The sequence below is a fragment of the Olivibacter sp. CPCC 100613 genome, assembly GCF_036959255.1.
Taxonomy (GTDB): Bacteria; Bacteroidota; Bacteroidia; order Sphingobacteriales; family Sphingobacteriaceae; genus Olivibacter.
On the sequence record NZ_JAWMTI010000001.1, the window covers coordinates 65,141 to 81,183 of the forward strand.

The 16,043-nt window shown below is 42.0% G+C and carries 9 protein-coding genes; all 9 read right to left on the reverse strand.

Annotation, left to right across the window (positions count from 1 at the left end; translation table 11 throughout):
• Positions 1–23: 23 nt before the first annotated feature.
• The 9 genes from RYH73_RS00220 to RYH73_RS00260 all read right to left on the reverse strand — a co-directional run bounded on the left by RYH73_RS00220 (position 24) and on the right by RYH73_RS00260 (position 16,034).
• Positions 24–1,382 (reverse strand): glutamine synthetase family protein, encoded by a 1,359-nt coding sequence (locus RYH73_RS00220; RefSeq protein WP_335311232.1) that lies wholly within the window; start codon positions 1,380–1,382, stop codon positions 24–26.
• Entirely contained in the window at positions 1,379–2,680 is a 1,302-nt protein-coding gene (gene eat, locus RYH73_RS00225) for an ethanolamine permease (RefSeq protein ID WP_335311233.1), read from the reverse strand. Before eat ends, RYH73_RS00220 begins: the two co-directional genes overlap by 4 nt.
• Before the next feature lie 95 nt (positions 2,681–2,775).
• Complete coding sequence (locus tag RYH73_RS00230; RefSeq protein ID WP_335311234.1) at positions 2,776–2,991, reverse strand: hypothetical protein; 216 nt, start codon at positions 2,989–2,991, stop codon at positions 2,776–2,778.
• Between the two features lie 35 nt (positions 2,992–3,026).
• Positions 3,027–4,565: a SusD/RagB family nutrient-binding outer membrane lipoprotein gene (locus tag RYH73_RS00235; RefSeq protein ID WP_335311235.1), complete on the reverse strand. Its 1,539-nt coding sequence runs from the start codon at positions 4,563–4,565 to the stop codon at positions 3,027–3,029.
• A gap of 32 nt (positions 4,566–4,597) precedes the next feature.
• Positions 4,598–8,005: a SusC/RagA family TonB-linked outer membrane protein gene (locus RYH73_RS00240; protein ID WP_335311236.1), complete on the reverse strand. Its 3,408-nt coding sequence runs from the start codon at positions 8,003–8,005 to the stop codon at positions 4,598–4,600.
• A gap of 15 nt (positions 8,006–8,020) precedes the next feature.
• The gene (locus RYH73_RS00245) at positions 8,021–9,001 is read right to left on the reverse strand and encodes a FecR family protein (protein ID WP_335311237.1); all 981 of its coding nucleotides are present in this window, start codon (positions 8,999–9,001) and stop codon (positions 8,021–8,023) included.
• An 80-nt stretch (positions 9,002–9,081) separates the two neighbouring features.
• Positions 9,082–9,660, reverse strand: coding sequence for an RNA polymerase sigma-70 factor (locus RYH73_RS00250; RefSeq protein WP_335311238.1), 579 nt, complete (start codon positions 9,658–9,660; stop codon positions 9,082–9,084).
• Between the two features lie 256 nt (positions 9,661–9,916).
• Positions 9,917–13,018, reverse strand: a complete 3,102-nt coding sequence (locus RYH73_RS00255; protein ID WP_335311239.1) for a DUF5107 domain-containing protein — start codon at positions 13,016–13,018, stop codon at positions 9,917–9,919.
• 25 nt (positions 13,019–13,043) lie between these two features.
• The gene (locus RYH73_RS00260) at positions 13,044–16,034 is read right to left on the reverse strand and encodes a glycoside hydrolase domain-containing protein (protein WP_335311240.1); all 2,991 of its coding nucleotides are present in this window, start codon (positions 16,032–16,034) and stop codon (positions 13,044–13,046) included.
• Positions 16,035–16,043: the final 9 nt, after the last annotated feature.

A 16,043-nucleotide genomic window follows, 5' to 3' on the forward strand; every position in this document is an offset into this window, starting at 1 on the left:
CCTTTGCCACTTTTTTAATTTTTTTAAATTATCTCAAAATATCGTTTCATTTCCCAATCGGTCACCGCTTTCGAGAACTGTTGCCACTCCCATTCACGCGTACAACAAAAATGATCGACAAACTCCGCTCCGAAAAGCTCCTGTGCAATGCTTGATTGCCTCATCTGTTTCGTTGCCTCATTAAGATTCGCAGGCAATTTTCCATTTGAAAAATCCCGGTAACCATTACCCACCGTAGCTGGTTGGGACAAAACGATTTTATGCTTGATTCCATATAGGCCGGCGGCCAGGCAGGCAGCGATTGCCAGGTAAGGGTTCGTATCAGCCCCAACTACCCGTGTCTCAATTCTTGCCGATTTTGCGCCCAGCGGAAGAACACGCAGCGCCACCGTTCTATTATCTAATGCCCAAGTTAATGTAGTTGGCGCCCAAGCACCTTCAACCAATCGCTTATAGCTATTTACCGTTGGTGCAAATAGGGGTAAAATATGAGGCAGACAGTGTAATTGACCCGCTATATAATGTTTCATCAGGGTACTCATTCCCTGGGCTTCGGTATTGTCAAAAAACAAATTTGATGTGGAATCTTCATCCCATAAACTCTGGTGCACATGTCCGCTACACCCTGGTAAGTCTTCTCGCCACTTTGCCATGAACGAAGCCATGATGCCATGCTTATAGGCGATTTCCTTTACCGCTGTTTTAAAGAGTATCGCGCGGTCAGCAGCCTCCAACGCATCCGAGTAAGTAATAGCGGCCTCGTACACGCCAGGGCCTGTTTCCGTATGGAGTCCTTCCAGAGGGATGTCAAATTTAGCTAACAAATCGAAAAGATCATGGAAAAAATCACTTTTTAAAGCACTTCTCAAGATGGAATAACCGAACATTCCCGGTGTTAAGGGTTTGGGATCCTTAAAGCCCTTTAGGGCAAAACTATCCGGTGTCTCCTCAAAATTGAACCATTCGAATTCTTGAGAAAAATAGGGTTTAAATCCCAGCGAATGGCAGTCGGCAATCACTTTTTTAAGCACCTGACGGGGGCAAACATGAGCAGCCTTCCCCGTTGCATCATAAAAATCCCCCAAAAGGAAAGGTATATCATTTTCCCAGGGGATTTTTCTAAACGTGCGTGGGTCTAACTTCAGCAGCATATCAGGGTAACCCGAATGCCAGCCCGTAAACCTTGTGTTTTCGTAGGCCAAATCCTGTGCATCCCAACCAAATACGACATCACAAAATCCCAGATCACCTTTTAGCGTGGCACTGAATTTTTCAGTTGATATATATTTCCCTCGCAAAATTCCGTCAATATCCGCCGCCGCAAGCTTCACCTTTCCGGGAGCATACTGCTTAATATATGCTTCTATTTCTGCTGTCGTCATCTTTTAAAAATTTTAAATAATACATAGGAAATAAGTATAATAAGCAAATATCCCAAACCTATCTCCCAATTATACACAAACATGGAAGTTAAGGAAATAATCCCCACAATTAACACAATAACAGGAAATAAAGGATAAAGTGGAACACGGAACGGACGATACAGATCCGGATCTTTTTGGCGGAGTTTGATCAATGCAATCATGGCAATCACATATAAGGTTAAAGCGCCAAAAACTGACAAAGTAATAATTTCCGCTGTTTTTCCCGAGAGCAACGCCAGTACTCCGACCAACATGTTACCGATCAGTGCAGCAGCCGGTGTTCTGAATTTTCTGGAAACCGTTCCAAAAACGCCGGGAAAATTATGCGCCTTGCCCATTTCGTAAGTGGAACGACCAGCAGCGAGTATCAATCCGTGAAAAGAAGCGACTAAACCAAACAAACCCACCGTAATCAATAAATGGTACAACAGGTGATTATTACCGGTTATCATTGATAGGGCCAAAGGCAATGGCGAGTCAGCGGTTTCCCCTTCTTTCCCATTACGGAAAACAATGGTTTCCCAGCCACCAACACCCACAGCTGAAACGAACACCAGTACACATAACATAGCCAGCGTAAAAATCGCCCAACCAAAACCCTTCTGAATATCCCGTTGTGGGTTTTTAGTTTCCTCAGCCACATTCGCTATTCCCTCAATCCCTAGAAAAAACCAGATAGCAAAGGGTATAGCGGCAAAAGCTCCTCCCCAACCGTTGGGAAGCGCATTGCGAAGCAGGTTTTCTGCCTGGAAATGGGGTAAGCTAACCCCCACAAAAAGCAGAAGCTCAGCCACGGCCAAAACCGTAATGACCATTTCAAAGGTAGCGGCCGCCTTTACTCCTAAGATATTCAAGGCCGTAAACAATAAATAAGCAATAATGGCCACCTGAATGATTGAAGCTTCCGGAAAAAATGCATTAAAGTAAGCACCGATAGCAAAAGCAATTGCCGGCGGGGCAAAGACAAATTCAACGGTTTGGGCAATACCGGAAATAAAAGCCAGGTCCTTCCCAAGTACTTTTCCGGCATAATCAAAAACGCCACCGGCTTTGGGAATGGCACAGGCAAGTTCCGTGTAACTGAAGGTAAAGGTGATATACATTAACATCACCACAAGCGTAGCAGCAGCCATACCCAGTGTCCCTCCTTTTTCCAAGCCTAAATTCCAGCCGAAATACATGCCGGAAATGACGTAACCTACGCCGAGGGCCCAAAGGGCAAAAGGGGTCAATGTTTTCCTTAATGTTGTACTCATTCACGATGGGTTTAATGTTTAAGACGGTGTCCCCTCGTCTTTTTATCGGTTATTTAGCTAGCATTTATTTAAAAAATTCAGCTTTACGATACACATCAATAGCGTTTCAACAAACTATTCAAAACAGCATTGCTATCCGCCGAAATCCTGTCGCTTTTTTCTACCCATTCCCGCCGTTCTTCCATTGAATTATTGTTAAATATAGCAGAAAAATCACCAAGATCGTCGCCTAATAACATAATAATATTGAACTTATCTGCTACATGCGCCCGTCTGCTTTCTTTTGATGAATCATCTGCCAATAACAGCAAATGTGCTCGATCTGCATGCGTAAATTACATCGTTCTTATTTTAATAGCCACATTTCCTGATTCACATGATCGTTCCCGCCAAATTGCCGTTGTATCGCGTCAGAAACGTGCTCACCGTTATAATTTAACTCATCCGCCGGATACAACCATCTCTTTGGAAAGGTATTCGTCGGATCATTTAGATTGGTAGCTGCATTCAGGATAAAGGTCGGGTATCCCGTCCGTCTATTTTCAAACCATGCATTAAAATCACAAGCTTGTAAGAAATTAGCCAAGTATTTTTGTGTGATGATCTGCTCGATGTTTTGTTCACTTGATCCCTGCAAGGGATGCTCCTTTACATATTGCTGAATGTAGGTATCGGTAAGGGGCATATCATGATGATATTTTTCATTATCAGGCGTATAATGTGCCAAAAATTGCATAGAGGCCGTAATCCCCGCATCATAATAAGCTCCGGCGTCACCACTGATCCAAGTTCTCACACTAGCTTCTGCCAAAATAAACTGCAAGTCCCAATAATTGAATAAACCTACCGGTTCTGCATTAAATAAATCAGCATAACGATCGTTTAAATCACTAAAATCCTTCGAAGCATGAATCGTTTGCAAACTATTAAACGATGCCGATGCTTCTACTGCAGGATAAGCATCCCAGTCCGAAGCGTCCTTTCCTGCAGCTAACTTGACAACAGAAGGCTTCGCATAATAAAACAAACGCCTGTCTCCCATAGCCTTTAACGGATTGATTAAGTTTGCCGTCAACATTGGATATATGGTAAACGGATTCGAACTATTGATATTTACCCACGGATATTTTTGATTATCTTTATCCAGATAGGTGAGCGCAAAATTATCCTCATAGTTCCGCATTAAGGGGCGGTTATTAACAATTTCTCGAAAACGTGATATCACATTCAAATCGGTATCATCTGTCTTTTTGTAGAGGTTGATCAGCACATACAACGCAAAGCTATTGACTAAACGCCGCCATTGGTCGATATTTCCATTATAAATAGGATCACCGGCAAAATTTTCTCCCAGCTCAAACAATGCATCGGCTTGATCCAACTCAGATAGAATCCCTAAGAACACCTCTTTTTGTGTATCGTACGTTGGCTTTACCAAGCCCTCCGTCTCTCCCTTGATAGTCTCAGTATAGGGAATATCACCCATTTGCATGGTCAAAATAAAAAACTGCCATGCTCTAATAAAGTGACCCAAAGCTGTATAGGAATTTTTTAAACGCTCAGTCTCCGCATAACCAATCATCGGATCAACATTACGGAGTAATGATAAACGACTAAAATCACCACGTGTAATCCGGTTATATTGGTAATTTTCCTGACCTTCTTGCCAGGTGACATATTTCGCCAATAAAAAGGGTTGCATGAAAGATTTCTGTGTACCAATGTCTGTCCGCGTAATGTCGAGAATCATATTACTGGCTAACATGCCCGAAGTGACCTGGCCAGTGGCATTGGGATTACTGTTAATCTCATCAAATTTGGAACAGCTTACTAACAGCATAGCCAGCATACTCCATGCGCTGATATATTTTAAATATTTTTTCATTTTTATCACATTAAAAATTCAATATCCTTTATTTAAAACCCAAGACGTATATTTAATCCCAGCATACGTTGCGAAGGCGAATTTAAATTCTCCGTGAACACGTCCGGATCCGAAAATTTAAATTTGGTAAACAAGAGCACATTTTGCCCTGTTAGAGACACAGAAGCATTTTTAATACGTGTTTTGGACAAAAGCTTTGCTGGAAAATTATAACTGATTGCGATTTCTCTTACCTTAACGAAACTTTGCTTTTGCACACCATGCTCACCATCACTATCATTTAATGATTGTGCATAGTCCTGGTAATTTACCTGAACATCATTTGGTGCATATACACGCGTATCGCTCGTAATCTGACCATATTTATCATAAGTTGCCTCCCCGGATATTACTTTTACTCCCTCACCCACATAATTTGACAAACCATTCACTACTGCATCGTAACGGTATTGGTTATCCGTTTCAGGATTGGCACCGGTATCGAACATTTTATCCCAAATATAATTGTACATCAAACCGCCGATACGACCATCGATCGTGATTCCCAGCATAAAGTTTTTATAACGAAAGTTATTCACGAAGCCGAAAGTAAAATTGGGATCACCGTATCCCATCTTTTGCTCATAATTGCTTGTTTTTGGAATTCCGTTTACATGAATGATATTGCCTTCCGGATCCCTTTCCCACCGATTTTTGGTATAAACATCCAACCGACCACCTTTCTTTGTCCATAAATCATCTGCTGAATAAACCGGGTCTAGATTTACATAATAACGGTGATTGTTCGACCAATTAATGGTGGTATTCCACTCAAAGTTCTGATGCTTTATGGGACTTCCTGTCAAGGTAATTTCCAAACCTCTGCGTTCATAGGTCTCTGCCGTATTGACAAGTGTTGAAGAAAATCCAGCGGCAGAAGAAATGGTCACTGCCTTTTGCTGATTGTAATAATACTTGTTAAAGTAAGTGATGTCGAGCCCTATTCTTCGTTGCAGCAAAGCGATATTTGCACCGAATTCGTAAGTACGATGGGCATTAGCCAATAGATTGTTCCCCAACAAGTTGCCAGGATAATCCGCCGTATTATAATTATCCCATACACCCGGGGATACCGAATAGGTTCTATTATTAGCATAAACGTCCAGAGGTGATTTATCGACAGCCCAAGAGCCTCGTAGCTTAATCATGTCAATAGCCTCCGGTAGTTTCAGGTATTGCGAAAGGATAAAACTGGCTGCTATGGAAGGATAGAAATAGGATCTCGCCGATTTAGCCTGTGTAGAACTCCAGTCATTTCTGGCCGTCACATCCACAAATACGGCGTCATCCCAAGACAGACCGACTTTCCCGAATACACTATTAATTTGCCGTCTATATTCGGTTTCCGCAACCAAGGCTTTATCGACAGAAGCAGCCAAGGAATACCAACCCGGGACGCTCAGACCATTTTGCGTGGCCGCATCTAATCCACGGTCATTGTAGTAATAAATGGTTCCCCCACCGAGCGCGTTCAACCCAAACTTACCCCAATTTTGATTATAGGTTACGATCAAATCATTATTTGTACTAAAACCCCAATCTTTATTAATTGCGTAGGTACCCAATGAATTAAAGGGCACATTTATTCCAGGTGTTAATGCCAGGGATGGGTCTTCTCTTGAATAATATCTTCCCACATAAAATTCGCTTCGGGTTGAGTTGACACCGTTCGGATTTCTGATGGTCTCCACATTGCTATAAAAATCATATCCTGTACGGAACAGCACATTTAGATTTTTATTAACCTGATAATTAGCGTTGAAGCTGGCATAGAGTTTATTCTGCGTTATCCCATTCAATTTCTCATAAGCAATTAAGTAAGGATTGTCATACCAGGCGTCGTATAACCAGTTCTGCTGTTGGTTAGGTGTTACCCAATAATCACGATACTGCCGGATATCATAATCCGGACCCGTCCACATTAAAATTTGGTATAGATATCCTTGATTTCCATACCCGGTACCCCAAACCTGCGGAGAATTCTGCCGAGTGTAACCGGTTTGTGCACCAATTGTAAACTTATCGCCCAATTTCATCTCACCACTATTTGTAAAATTGATGATATTGAGTTTGGTATTTGGATATTGGCCCTTGTTCAAAATATGGTTCAAGCTGGTTCGAAAAAAACCGTTTTCACCGGTCTGCGTAATGCTAATGTTATTATTGGTAATAATCCCTCTTTCTAAAAAATTTTTGAGATTATCTTTTCCGCTCGATACAAGGGGCATTTCTTCATTTTGCTTCGTAAGTGGATTCCATTGTACGGCCGTTTGACCAATATCCAGTTTAGGTCCCCACACATAATCATCCGCAATGGCACCATTGATTCCGTGCCCATAGGACGTTTGTACCTCGGGAAGTGCCAAAAAGCCCATTTGGGTCATTGTATTGCTATTCACATCAATCGAGAACCCTTCCGTTTGCCCCCTTTTTGTAGTAATAATGATGGCTCCGCTCCCTCCTCGTGAGCCATATAACGCTGAAGCCGTTGCTCCTTTTAAAATGCTCATGTCGGCAATATCGTCTGTGGGAATATCCCGCAAGGTCATATTCCCATAGGGCACACCGTCAATAACGATAAGGGGTGATTCACCACGCAGTTCGATCGTAGGCTTGGCATTGAATTCGGTTGAATTCTTTATCACTAAACCCGAAACTTTACCACTCAACGAAGTTCCTACGTCAACTCCCTTGACCGTCTGTAATTGTTCGCCGGATACTTTTTGTACCGCATAACCCAGAGATTTTTCTTCCCGTTTAATACCGAGTGCTGTAACGACCACTTCTTCTAATTGACTTTCGCCGGGACGAAGCTGCACCTCTATGTGCACTCTGCCATTGACGACTTCTTCAATCGGCTGGTAACCCATATAGGAGAAAACAAGTACCGCATCGTTGCCAGCGCCCGTTAGTACATAGTTACCAGCGGCATCGGTTACCGTGCTTCTTGTTGTTCCTTTGATCATCACGGTTACACCTGGCAAGGAGGAACCATCCGCGGCGTCTTTTACAGTACCTGTAATTTCATCCTGCACTTTGCTGCTATTAGATCGTGATTCTACCGTTTGCTTTCTAGTTGCATTCTTTACGTGGTTGGCGGGCTTCACGACATAGAGCATGTCATCAATCTGTTCAACGATTAGTTTTCCGGCAACTATTTTTTCCAGAAAGGAAGCGATATCGCTCCTCTTGAGCTTACTTACATCCGGACTTTCGATCATTGCGGGACCAATCAGATCTGCGCTGTAGTTAAACCGTATGTTAAATTTTTGTTCCAGTGAACCGAGTAAATCCCGGAGGGGAATACGTTGTTCCGCAGCCTTTACCGAAAATAAGATGCCAAAAGTAAGGGCAATAAGGAGCATGATAGGCATTTTTTTGCCTAGTAAAACTAGTTTCATAAGTCTCCGTTTTTGTTAATTAATTTGGTTGATTGTTATTTTTTTATTGTCATGTATTATTATCTCGCAATTTAACGCCGCTGAAAGTGTTGCCACCGCCTTGTCGATATTATTGGAAGGCAAAGCACCTGTAAAATGTCTCTTTTCCAAACCTGTTTTTTTAAAGGACATCTCATAACCGTAAACTTCTTCTATAATACGGGCTATATTCGCTAATGACTCATTGTCAAAAGGAAGCAGATCATATTGCCATGCTGCATAGTAAAGTGTATCGACAGACTTTTTTACCCAAGTATCATCCTTGTCCAGCAAGATCATTTCGCCCGGAACCAGTACCTCCGCCTTTTGGTCTGCACGTTCCATTGCTACTTTCACACTCCCTCGATTCAATACGACATGGGTTTCCATATCTCTGGCCTTTAAGTTAAAGGCGGTCCCCAGTACCTGTACCTGCAATCCCGCTGCTGTGTGTACAACAAAAGGCCTTTTTTGGTTCGGTGCAATATCAAAGAAGGCTTCTCCGACTATCCAAACTTCCCTTTTATCCCGATCTAAAAACTGTTGATACGTCTCGACAGATGTGTTGGCATTCAGCAATAAGCGGCTACCATCGGGTAATACGATGGTTTTCTTCTCGGCAAAGTCTGTGCTATAAATGGTTTTGGCTGGTCTGAAAATTGTATAGCCCAAAATCCCCATTAAGAATAAAATGATAAGGCTGGCGGCTACCATTAACGTGGGTTTCCATCTATTTTCCGACAAGCTACTTTCTTCTCGTTTTCCACGTGGCGTGATAATCGCCTGAAATATAGCTTCCGATACCTGCCCATCCATGTAGACAGTCTCCTGTTCCAAAGCTATTATTTCTTCAACGGTCGGTAATCCTTCTTCGTGTTCGGTCGACTGTAACAGCTCGATCAACAAATCAATCTCCTGCTTGGTGCATTCCCCTTTAATAAATTTTAGATAGAGATTTTTTATTTGTTGATTGCTCATTGACTTCCTGTATACCATCTTATACAAAGAAGTAAAGGGGAAGGACGATTCAAAATAAAATATTTATCAATTATTTTGAATCACTTGCCTATCAAAAATAAGGTACCGATCAGCCCCATGGTGAGTTCTGTACGGGTCAGCATGTATTGCTTTATAAATTTGAGTGCTTTTACTATTTGATCTTTAACTGTATTTTTCGATATCGCCAATTGATCGGCAATTTCCTCATGGGAGAGAAATTCGACGCGACTCATTCGAAAAATCAATTGTCTTTGCTTAGGTAGTTTGTGAATGGCTTCTTCGTATATTTCTCGCAGCTCTTTACAATTCATCCAATCTTCCACCTCATTGTAGCTAGCCATCTGACTATAAAAAACATGCGAAATATACTGTTCTTGATGCGCGATTTGCTTTAATTTATTGTAAATATTATTCCGAGCAATACGATAAGTATAAGCCTTTATGTTTTGTTCCGGATCTATCCGTTCCCTGTATTTCCATATTTGCAAGAATACATCTTGAACGATTTCCTGGGCCAAATCTTTCGATCTGAAAAAACGATATGCATAGGTGTATATATCCTGCTTAAACAGGTCATAAAATACGTTGAACGCGTTGGCATTTCCGGCCTTAATAGCAGTGATCATACGGGTATCCATTCCATTCATATTGAAATTCCAAAAATAGCATATACACGTTTACCGCGTTTTAAATTCTTATTAAGTTAATAAGAATCTTATTTTCAATACAACCTACAGCTTATTGGTATATCATTGGTCAGCCATGCCTCACAGGCAAGGATTGGGAGCAAGTATATCTCTTCATTTTTTCTTTTCAAAACAATAGTGAAACGCAACCGATTGCGTAGATGAACAAATGCCCGGTTATGTAACAAACCACACCACCGCTTATTCGTTAAAAAAGTCGCTCATCGCTTTTAGAAAAAATTGTTTCCATCAAGGATGGCATATTGACTTGTCCTGCTAAGGCTTCTTCTATTAACTTCTCGTTCATTGGTTCGAGCTTTTGCTGTTTTCTTTTCATCAGCCAGCTTTGCATAAACTCATTGGCCTCTGTTTTTCGTTCCAATCTTACCAGAGCGGCTGTTTGTAACAACGAAATTGGTGATAAAACAGCTCCTTTTGCATTGGCAACTTTTTCCAATGCCTGCGTATACAAATCAGTTTTCCGCATTTCTTTATAAGCCTGTGCTGCCACCCAGTCGGCCATGCGTTCGTCCTTCTCTTCGGTGTAAGGTTCACCGACTCCTAAATTCAAGGGCCACAATTTGGTTTCTTGCACTTTTTTTAAGGTGAGATCAAGCTGCCCTTTATTTAATGCCGCTATTGCTAACAACAATTTAGTCTGTTCATACAACTTTCGTCCATCTGTAGCCCCTTCAAAAGGCAAAATATTGATTCTTTGCAAAACTCCTTCAGCTTCTTTCGCCTTTTTGTTCAATAATAGTGCACGTACATAATCTAAACCAATAACATAGTTTTCGGGTTCTTTTTTATAATAGGCTTGCAACACTTTTTCTGCGGCGGGATCCTGTTGATCTGCCTGTAAATAGTTGGCCAATAACTGCCCATAACGCCACTCCTTTTCATCGATTTCAATCGCTTTTTTTACGTTATCTATTGCACTGTCGAGCTGCGACGCATGCAATAATTTTGCTCTTAAAATATAAAAGGGAGCGAAGTCAACCGGCCCCTGTACTTGTTGAAGCAGATTTTCCGCCGTTGAGCGATTATTTCGAAACTGTTGAAGAAGTGCCATTAGATAAAAGCTTTGCCAAGAGGGATGTTTTTTTATCCCCCACTCGAAGACCATTGCACTCTCTTCTCTAAAAGGGAAATTATAGGCTAAATCAATCTCATCCACCTGCTTGAGCCAGGCTTCACTTTCTGCAGGATGCTCCCTACTGAGCCAAGCTAGCCAGTATAATACTTCGGCATTTTTTGGCGCCAAGGTCAACACCTCACGGGCCTCCTCTGTTAAATGTAGGTTCGCATACCAAACAGCCAGCTCTAAATAGGTTTCTGTCGGCAACTCGTTGCGTATTAAAGAGACAAAATCCGCTCTAGAAGCATTTGACTTATTGGCAAAATACTGCTCAAAACGCAAAAAATGATTGAGGGGATCTACGCTCGATAACCGTCGCTTTACGGTATCACATAAGGCCACTTTTTTAGACAATCTCGCGCCAAGATATTGAAGTTGAAGCGTAAACACATTCTCTTCATTTCGATCCAATGCTTTTTGCGAATAGCTTAGTGATTTTACGTACTCTTTCCGTTCCATATAAAGTGCACTGAGCCGTGTATAGGCTGCGCTTCGCCAGGAAGGATCAAGTGAAGCCACCTCGAAAGCATCCATGGCATCGTAGATTTTCCCTAAATGTGCCGCAGCAAGACCATAATAGTAGTTCGCCTCGCCGAAATAGGTATCAACACGTAATGCCTTCTGCGCATATATATAGGCAGAATCATATTGCAAATGAAAGAGCTTCAATTTTGTCATCTCCACCAAGGCGGGTAATAAGAACGGATCGCGTTTTAACGACTGTCTTATTTTAGGGAGCGCCTCACGATAATTTCTAAAACGCATCAAATCTCTTCCCTGTAAGTACAAACCATAAGCCGTGCTGCTGTCTACGGCTACTGGTTTCGTCAACGGGCGATTCAGTCTGTTTTGCTCCTGTTGCGCTGCTATATCGAATACTTCGTCCTGCAATTTTAATTTGGCGACAACTGCGGTGGAAGCTAGGGGAATATCTTGCTCCAATCGCCCGCCCGTGGGCAAGTCAATGGAAATGGAATGAATAGGTTCATTCGCGGTGTTGTACACAATTAAACGATCACGAATGGGACTATTTGCTTGTAATCGCAAGCGCATCCCCTCGTTTTGTCGACTTAATCCAAGAGTGGCCAAAGGGCGGCTAACGGTCGGTTTTCCTATACCTTGGTAGGGATACCAATACTCGATCCAAGTATCTGTTTGATACGGTGCAAATCCAATTTGTTTAAAGGGTGTGAAGCTACTTTTAAACATATTTTGATTAAAGAGGCGCCCGCTTTGAATTTCAACATATTGCCCGCTTTTATCTGTTAACAGTTGCTCCCATATTTTTCCCTCCCCAGATTGCGCCCATAGAAAGATTTTCTTACCTAATTTATCTTCCCGATCAGCAAAGCGGATCATACCATAATCGCTAGCTTCCCAATAAGCACTAAAATAATTGCTATGTACACCTAGCACATGGTACGATTTGGAACCGCCAAAATCGTTCTCTTTATAACGCGACAAATTTCTACCCATCTCATCGATCGGCCAGGAATGACTTTCTCCATCATGTCCGATATAATGTGAACCTGGATAAAGAAACTGTAAATCATCGCCCGCAGGTACACCTAAATTCATCCAAGTATAATAAGGTTGTTCTATCGGGTTCGAATTGGTCCAAAAAGATCGCGTGGAGAAATAGGCCTTATCTTTTTCCAACTTGATCTCGATTGTCCATCTTGTTCTTGTTAGTAAATCCAGTGTACTGATAAAACAGCTAACACTACCGTCTTTATTTTTACGGGTGAGGTAATCTACAGGTGTGGAGGTGTTGGGCGTATGCCCGATAATTCCATAATTCGCTTCAATCCCTCCACTTGTCCAAGGTCCTCGCATCGCGATATCCCGAAACTTGATCACCTCATTATTATAAATAAAATCACGTTTTCCTTTTTTATCGTAAGCCGTCCAAATTTTACCACCTATCTCCGGCATAATCTGTAGCTTCAAAAAATCGTTCTCCAGCTCCACGATCTTCCATTCCTTTGATATTGCTTTTTCAGTGAAACCATCAAAACGAAAATACGGATAGATTTTTTCCGAGGGGATCGGATCGGGATCCGAAAAAGGGTAAGTTGTATACCGCTTCATGGTTTCCCTTATGCTTGCTTCCTGTTGGGCTTGTGCCAAGAAAGGGAGCAGCCATAGCAACAATATCAATCTACAATTCATGGTTTAGTTAGTTAATAAAGATCAATTATTCTATTACCAGTAGCCAGCCTCGATTTTTCTCAACCGGAATTTTATCACCTACCTTAAACGTACGCATCGACTGAAAACCATTAATCTGAGGTGCCCGAATCAATGCTTTGTCAGGATTGATTCCGAGACGTTGCCAATCAATCACCAAATCAATCAGTGTCTTTTCATCTGCCCAGCTTGCCAAAGCAATCATTACTTTATTTTCTCTCTTATAAATAGTCGCTAAAACCCGCTGATTATTCGTTTTAATAGGGTTGTTTTCCACCCAGTAACCAATCATTTGAGATTCCTTGATACCGAAATCATCCCAAGCTTTCCAAAGGGCCTGCGGACCACTTTTCTGATACGGCAGCCGATTGGTCATGCCATAAATCATACCACGCCAAGGATTCCCACCATCTTGTAACATCTCTCCCATTAGGCCAAAGGGAATGCCACTCACTTCTGTAAGGAAAAAATCGGGTGTATTATTTTCATAGTCAAAATATTCACCAAACCAAAGTCTATTGATATAGGGAAAATGTTCGAGATAGAGATTTGCACTGTTGTTAAATCCGTCGCGCTCGTTATATTGATTTGCCGAGTGTAGGTCGATCAGGCCCGGATGACCGCCTTTGGTCATAACTCGCTTAATCCTTTTCATTGTCACACGATCAAAAGCTACATCGTCCAAGTAAATACCGTCAATACCAACTTGATCTACCAACCAGTTCATCCCTTCAACGTAATAATTATGCCATCGGTTCATTCCACTGTTAATAATTGCCGCATCCTTATAGAACGGAACGAACCAAGCAGCGATATAATCGTCATGCAAGTGCTCTTGAAGCCAGGAATATCCTTTTCCCGGCCCAGGAGAGAAAACCTCATGTCCCAGACTCCGTAGTGGATAGAGTTCATACATCCGATTAGAAACTTCCCGTACGGTATTATAGATTTTCACCCGAAGGCCTAACCGATGTGCCGAATCGATATAATTTTTCATCTCGTTCGTTGCAATAAAAGGATAATTGATATAGGGATTTAAGGCGTTGCCATGATGGATATTGATAACATTGGCGCCACTTTGCTTCACCGAATCAACGGGTTTATATGCATGAAAATAGCGTTCGCTCCATTGTGCTTCTGTATGAAGTGGGTGAAAAGGGGTCAACAATAGGGTAAAATTATAATAAAGGGTATCCCCTTTCTGCATCGTCCGTTCGCCACTATAGTTATTTACCAGCATTGCAGAACCTTTCATACCGATATCAATCCCTCCTTTATGTTCATTACCCCATGATTTCGGGAGCAACAAAGGCTTCTGCAAATAGAAATTTGTATTCAGGGGTCTTACATAATTTTCATCACGCAATGAAAATTGCATACCTGCGTTCACCTCACCAATCCAGGCACCATCTTGATTCTTCTTAGCAACGTCCCATTTCCAAGCCAGGTGCTCGGGTCGATAACCGCCCTTTCTACCAAGTCCTAACAGATAAGAAGCAGCTTGCGGTCGATAGGGTATATGCATTGCAATATCCTGTAACGCAATATTTTTTAAGGCAGTAAGTTGAACCGTGTAGCTCACAAAACCATCAAACTCCAGCGAAGCCTTCACATCCATGCGCAATTCATCTGATACATTGCGGCTCTCCCAGCTTACAAGCCCAGCCTGTTTTTCAGTAAACGAAAAATCACGTTGTTTAAACGGAATATCTTTGCCATCCTTTTGACGTTTCACATGAAAATGAATGGGTTCTGTTAGCAAATTGGTAGGCGCATCTCCAATACCGGTCATTTCCTGCGTAAAATAGCTCGACACTTGTTTAGGAAAACCTGCTGAATCGAGGATAAGCTTCCGCCCTAAGAGTGAGATCGCCGTGTCGCCCGATACGACGAGAGGTATGTACGGTTTTATTAAGGTGTTTTCTTGTGCCAGGGTTGAGTTCAACCAAGGCAACCTTGTCATTTTCCATGGTTCGTTTACACCTTTATTGACAGCAAGGGTTGATGTGATCTTTAACTGTATCGCCACTTTTTTTTCAGGCGCATTAGCCGAACGAACATGTAAATAACCTTCGTAAATACCCGGTTGGGCATTTTTCGGTATCATCACTCCACACCATAGGGCCTGAACTTTCAAGCGGGGAACATTCACTACTTTTGATAACTTTTCCCCGGTGTAGGTCGTCCCTTCGGTATTGAGACAATCAAAGGCTTCTGCCGGCAATGTAACTCCTTGTTCATTTTTTAAGGCTGAGAAATGAACAGTAACTTTTTTTAAATCAGCTTTTACGGGCCATAAGCCTAGCTGAAAAGCATAGTAAACGTCGCGTTCCGTTTCTCCTTTCAACGAATCATTGGTACGAGTTGGGTCCATCCATCTTTGCGGCACGTGCGACTGCATTTTAATCGGATGGGTGTACAACTCCGGGAAAACGAAATAATGATCATGCTCGTTTTTCCTCAAATAGGTTTGTATTTCAGCTTGTGTAGCGATCACTTCCATGGGGTCGTTCCTATTGAAACGATCGACCGATTCTAAACGTAAAAGCTCCGCCTGATTAGGAGGCTCGATGTTTGAACGTGTCGGATTGTTCGCCGAATGCTTGAGGTATGCTGCATCTGGGTAATACCGACTTCTACCACCCAAATGATAAGGTAAGTAATAAACATAATAGATTCCAGGACCAGCTGTAGCTTCAAAAACGAAATCGCCTTTCTCTTCGGATAAAGGACCATATATGATTGTTTCGACAGGTTGATTTCGTGCACTATCAACAATGATCAAACGCTGATCGGCTTTTACCGCTCGATTTCTCCAAGCGACAGATGCCTTTACAAATTTAGCCTTTCCGTCTACCCGTAAAACAGCCCGCTGGTTACCCAATGAATCAGCGTTCCATTTAGGCTCTTCCGCTGGATAGGGATGTTGTGCCCAAGCAATTAGGCCATTACCTAACAGGCAAAGCAAAATTAATAGTCTTGTTGTTTTAGTATCCATGATTCAGTT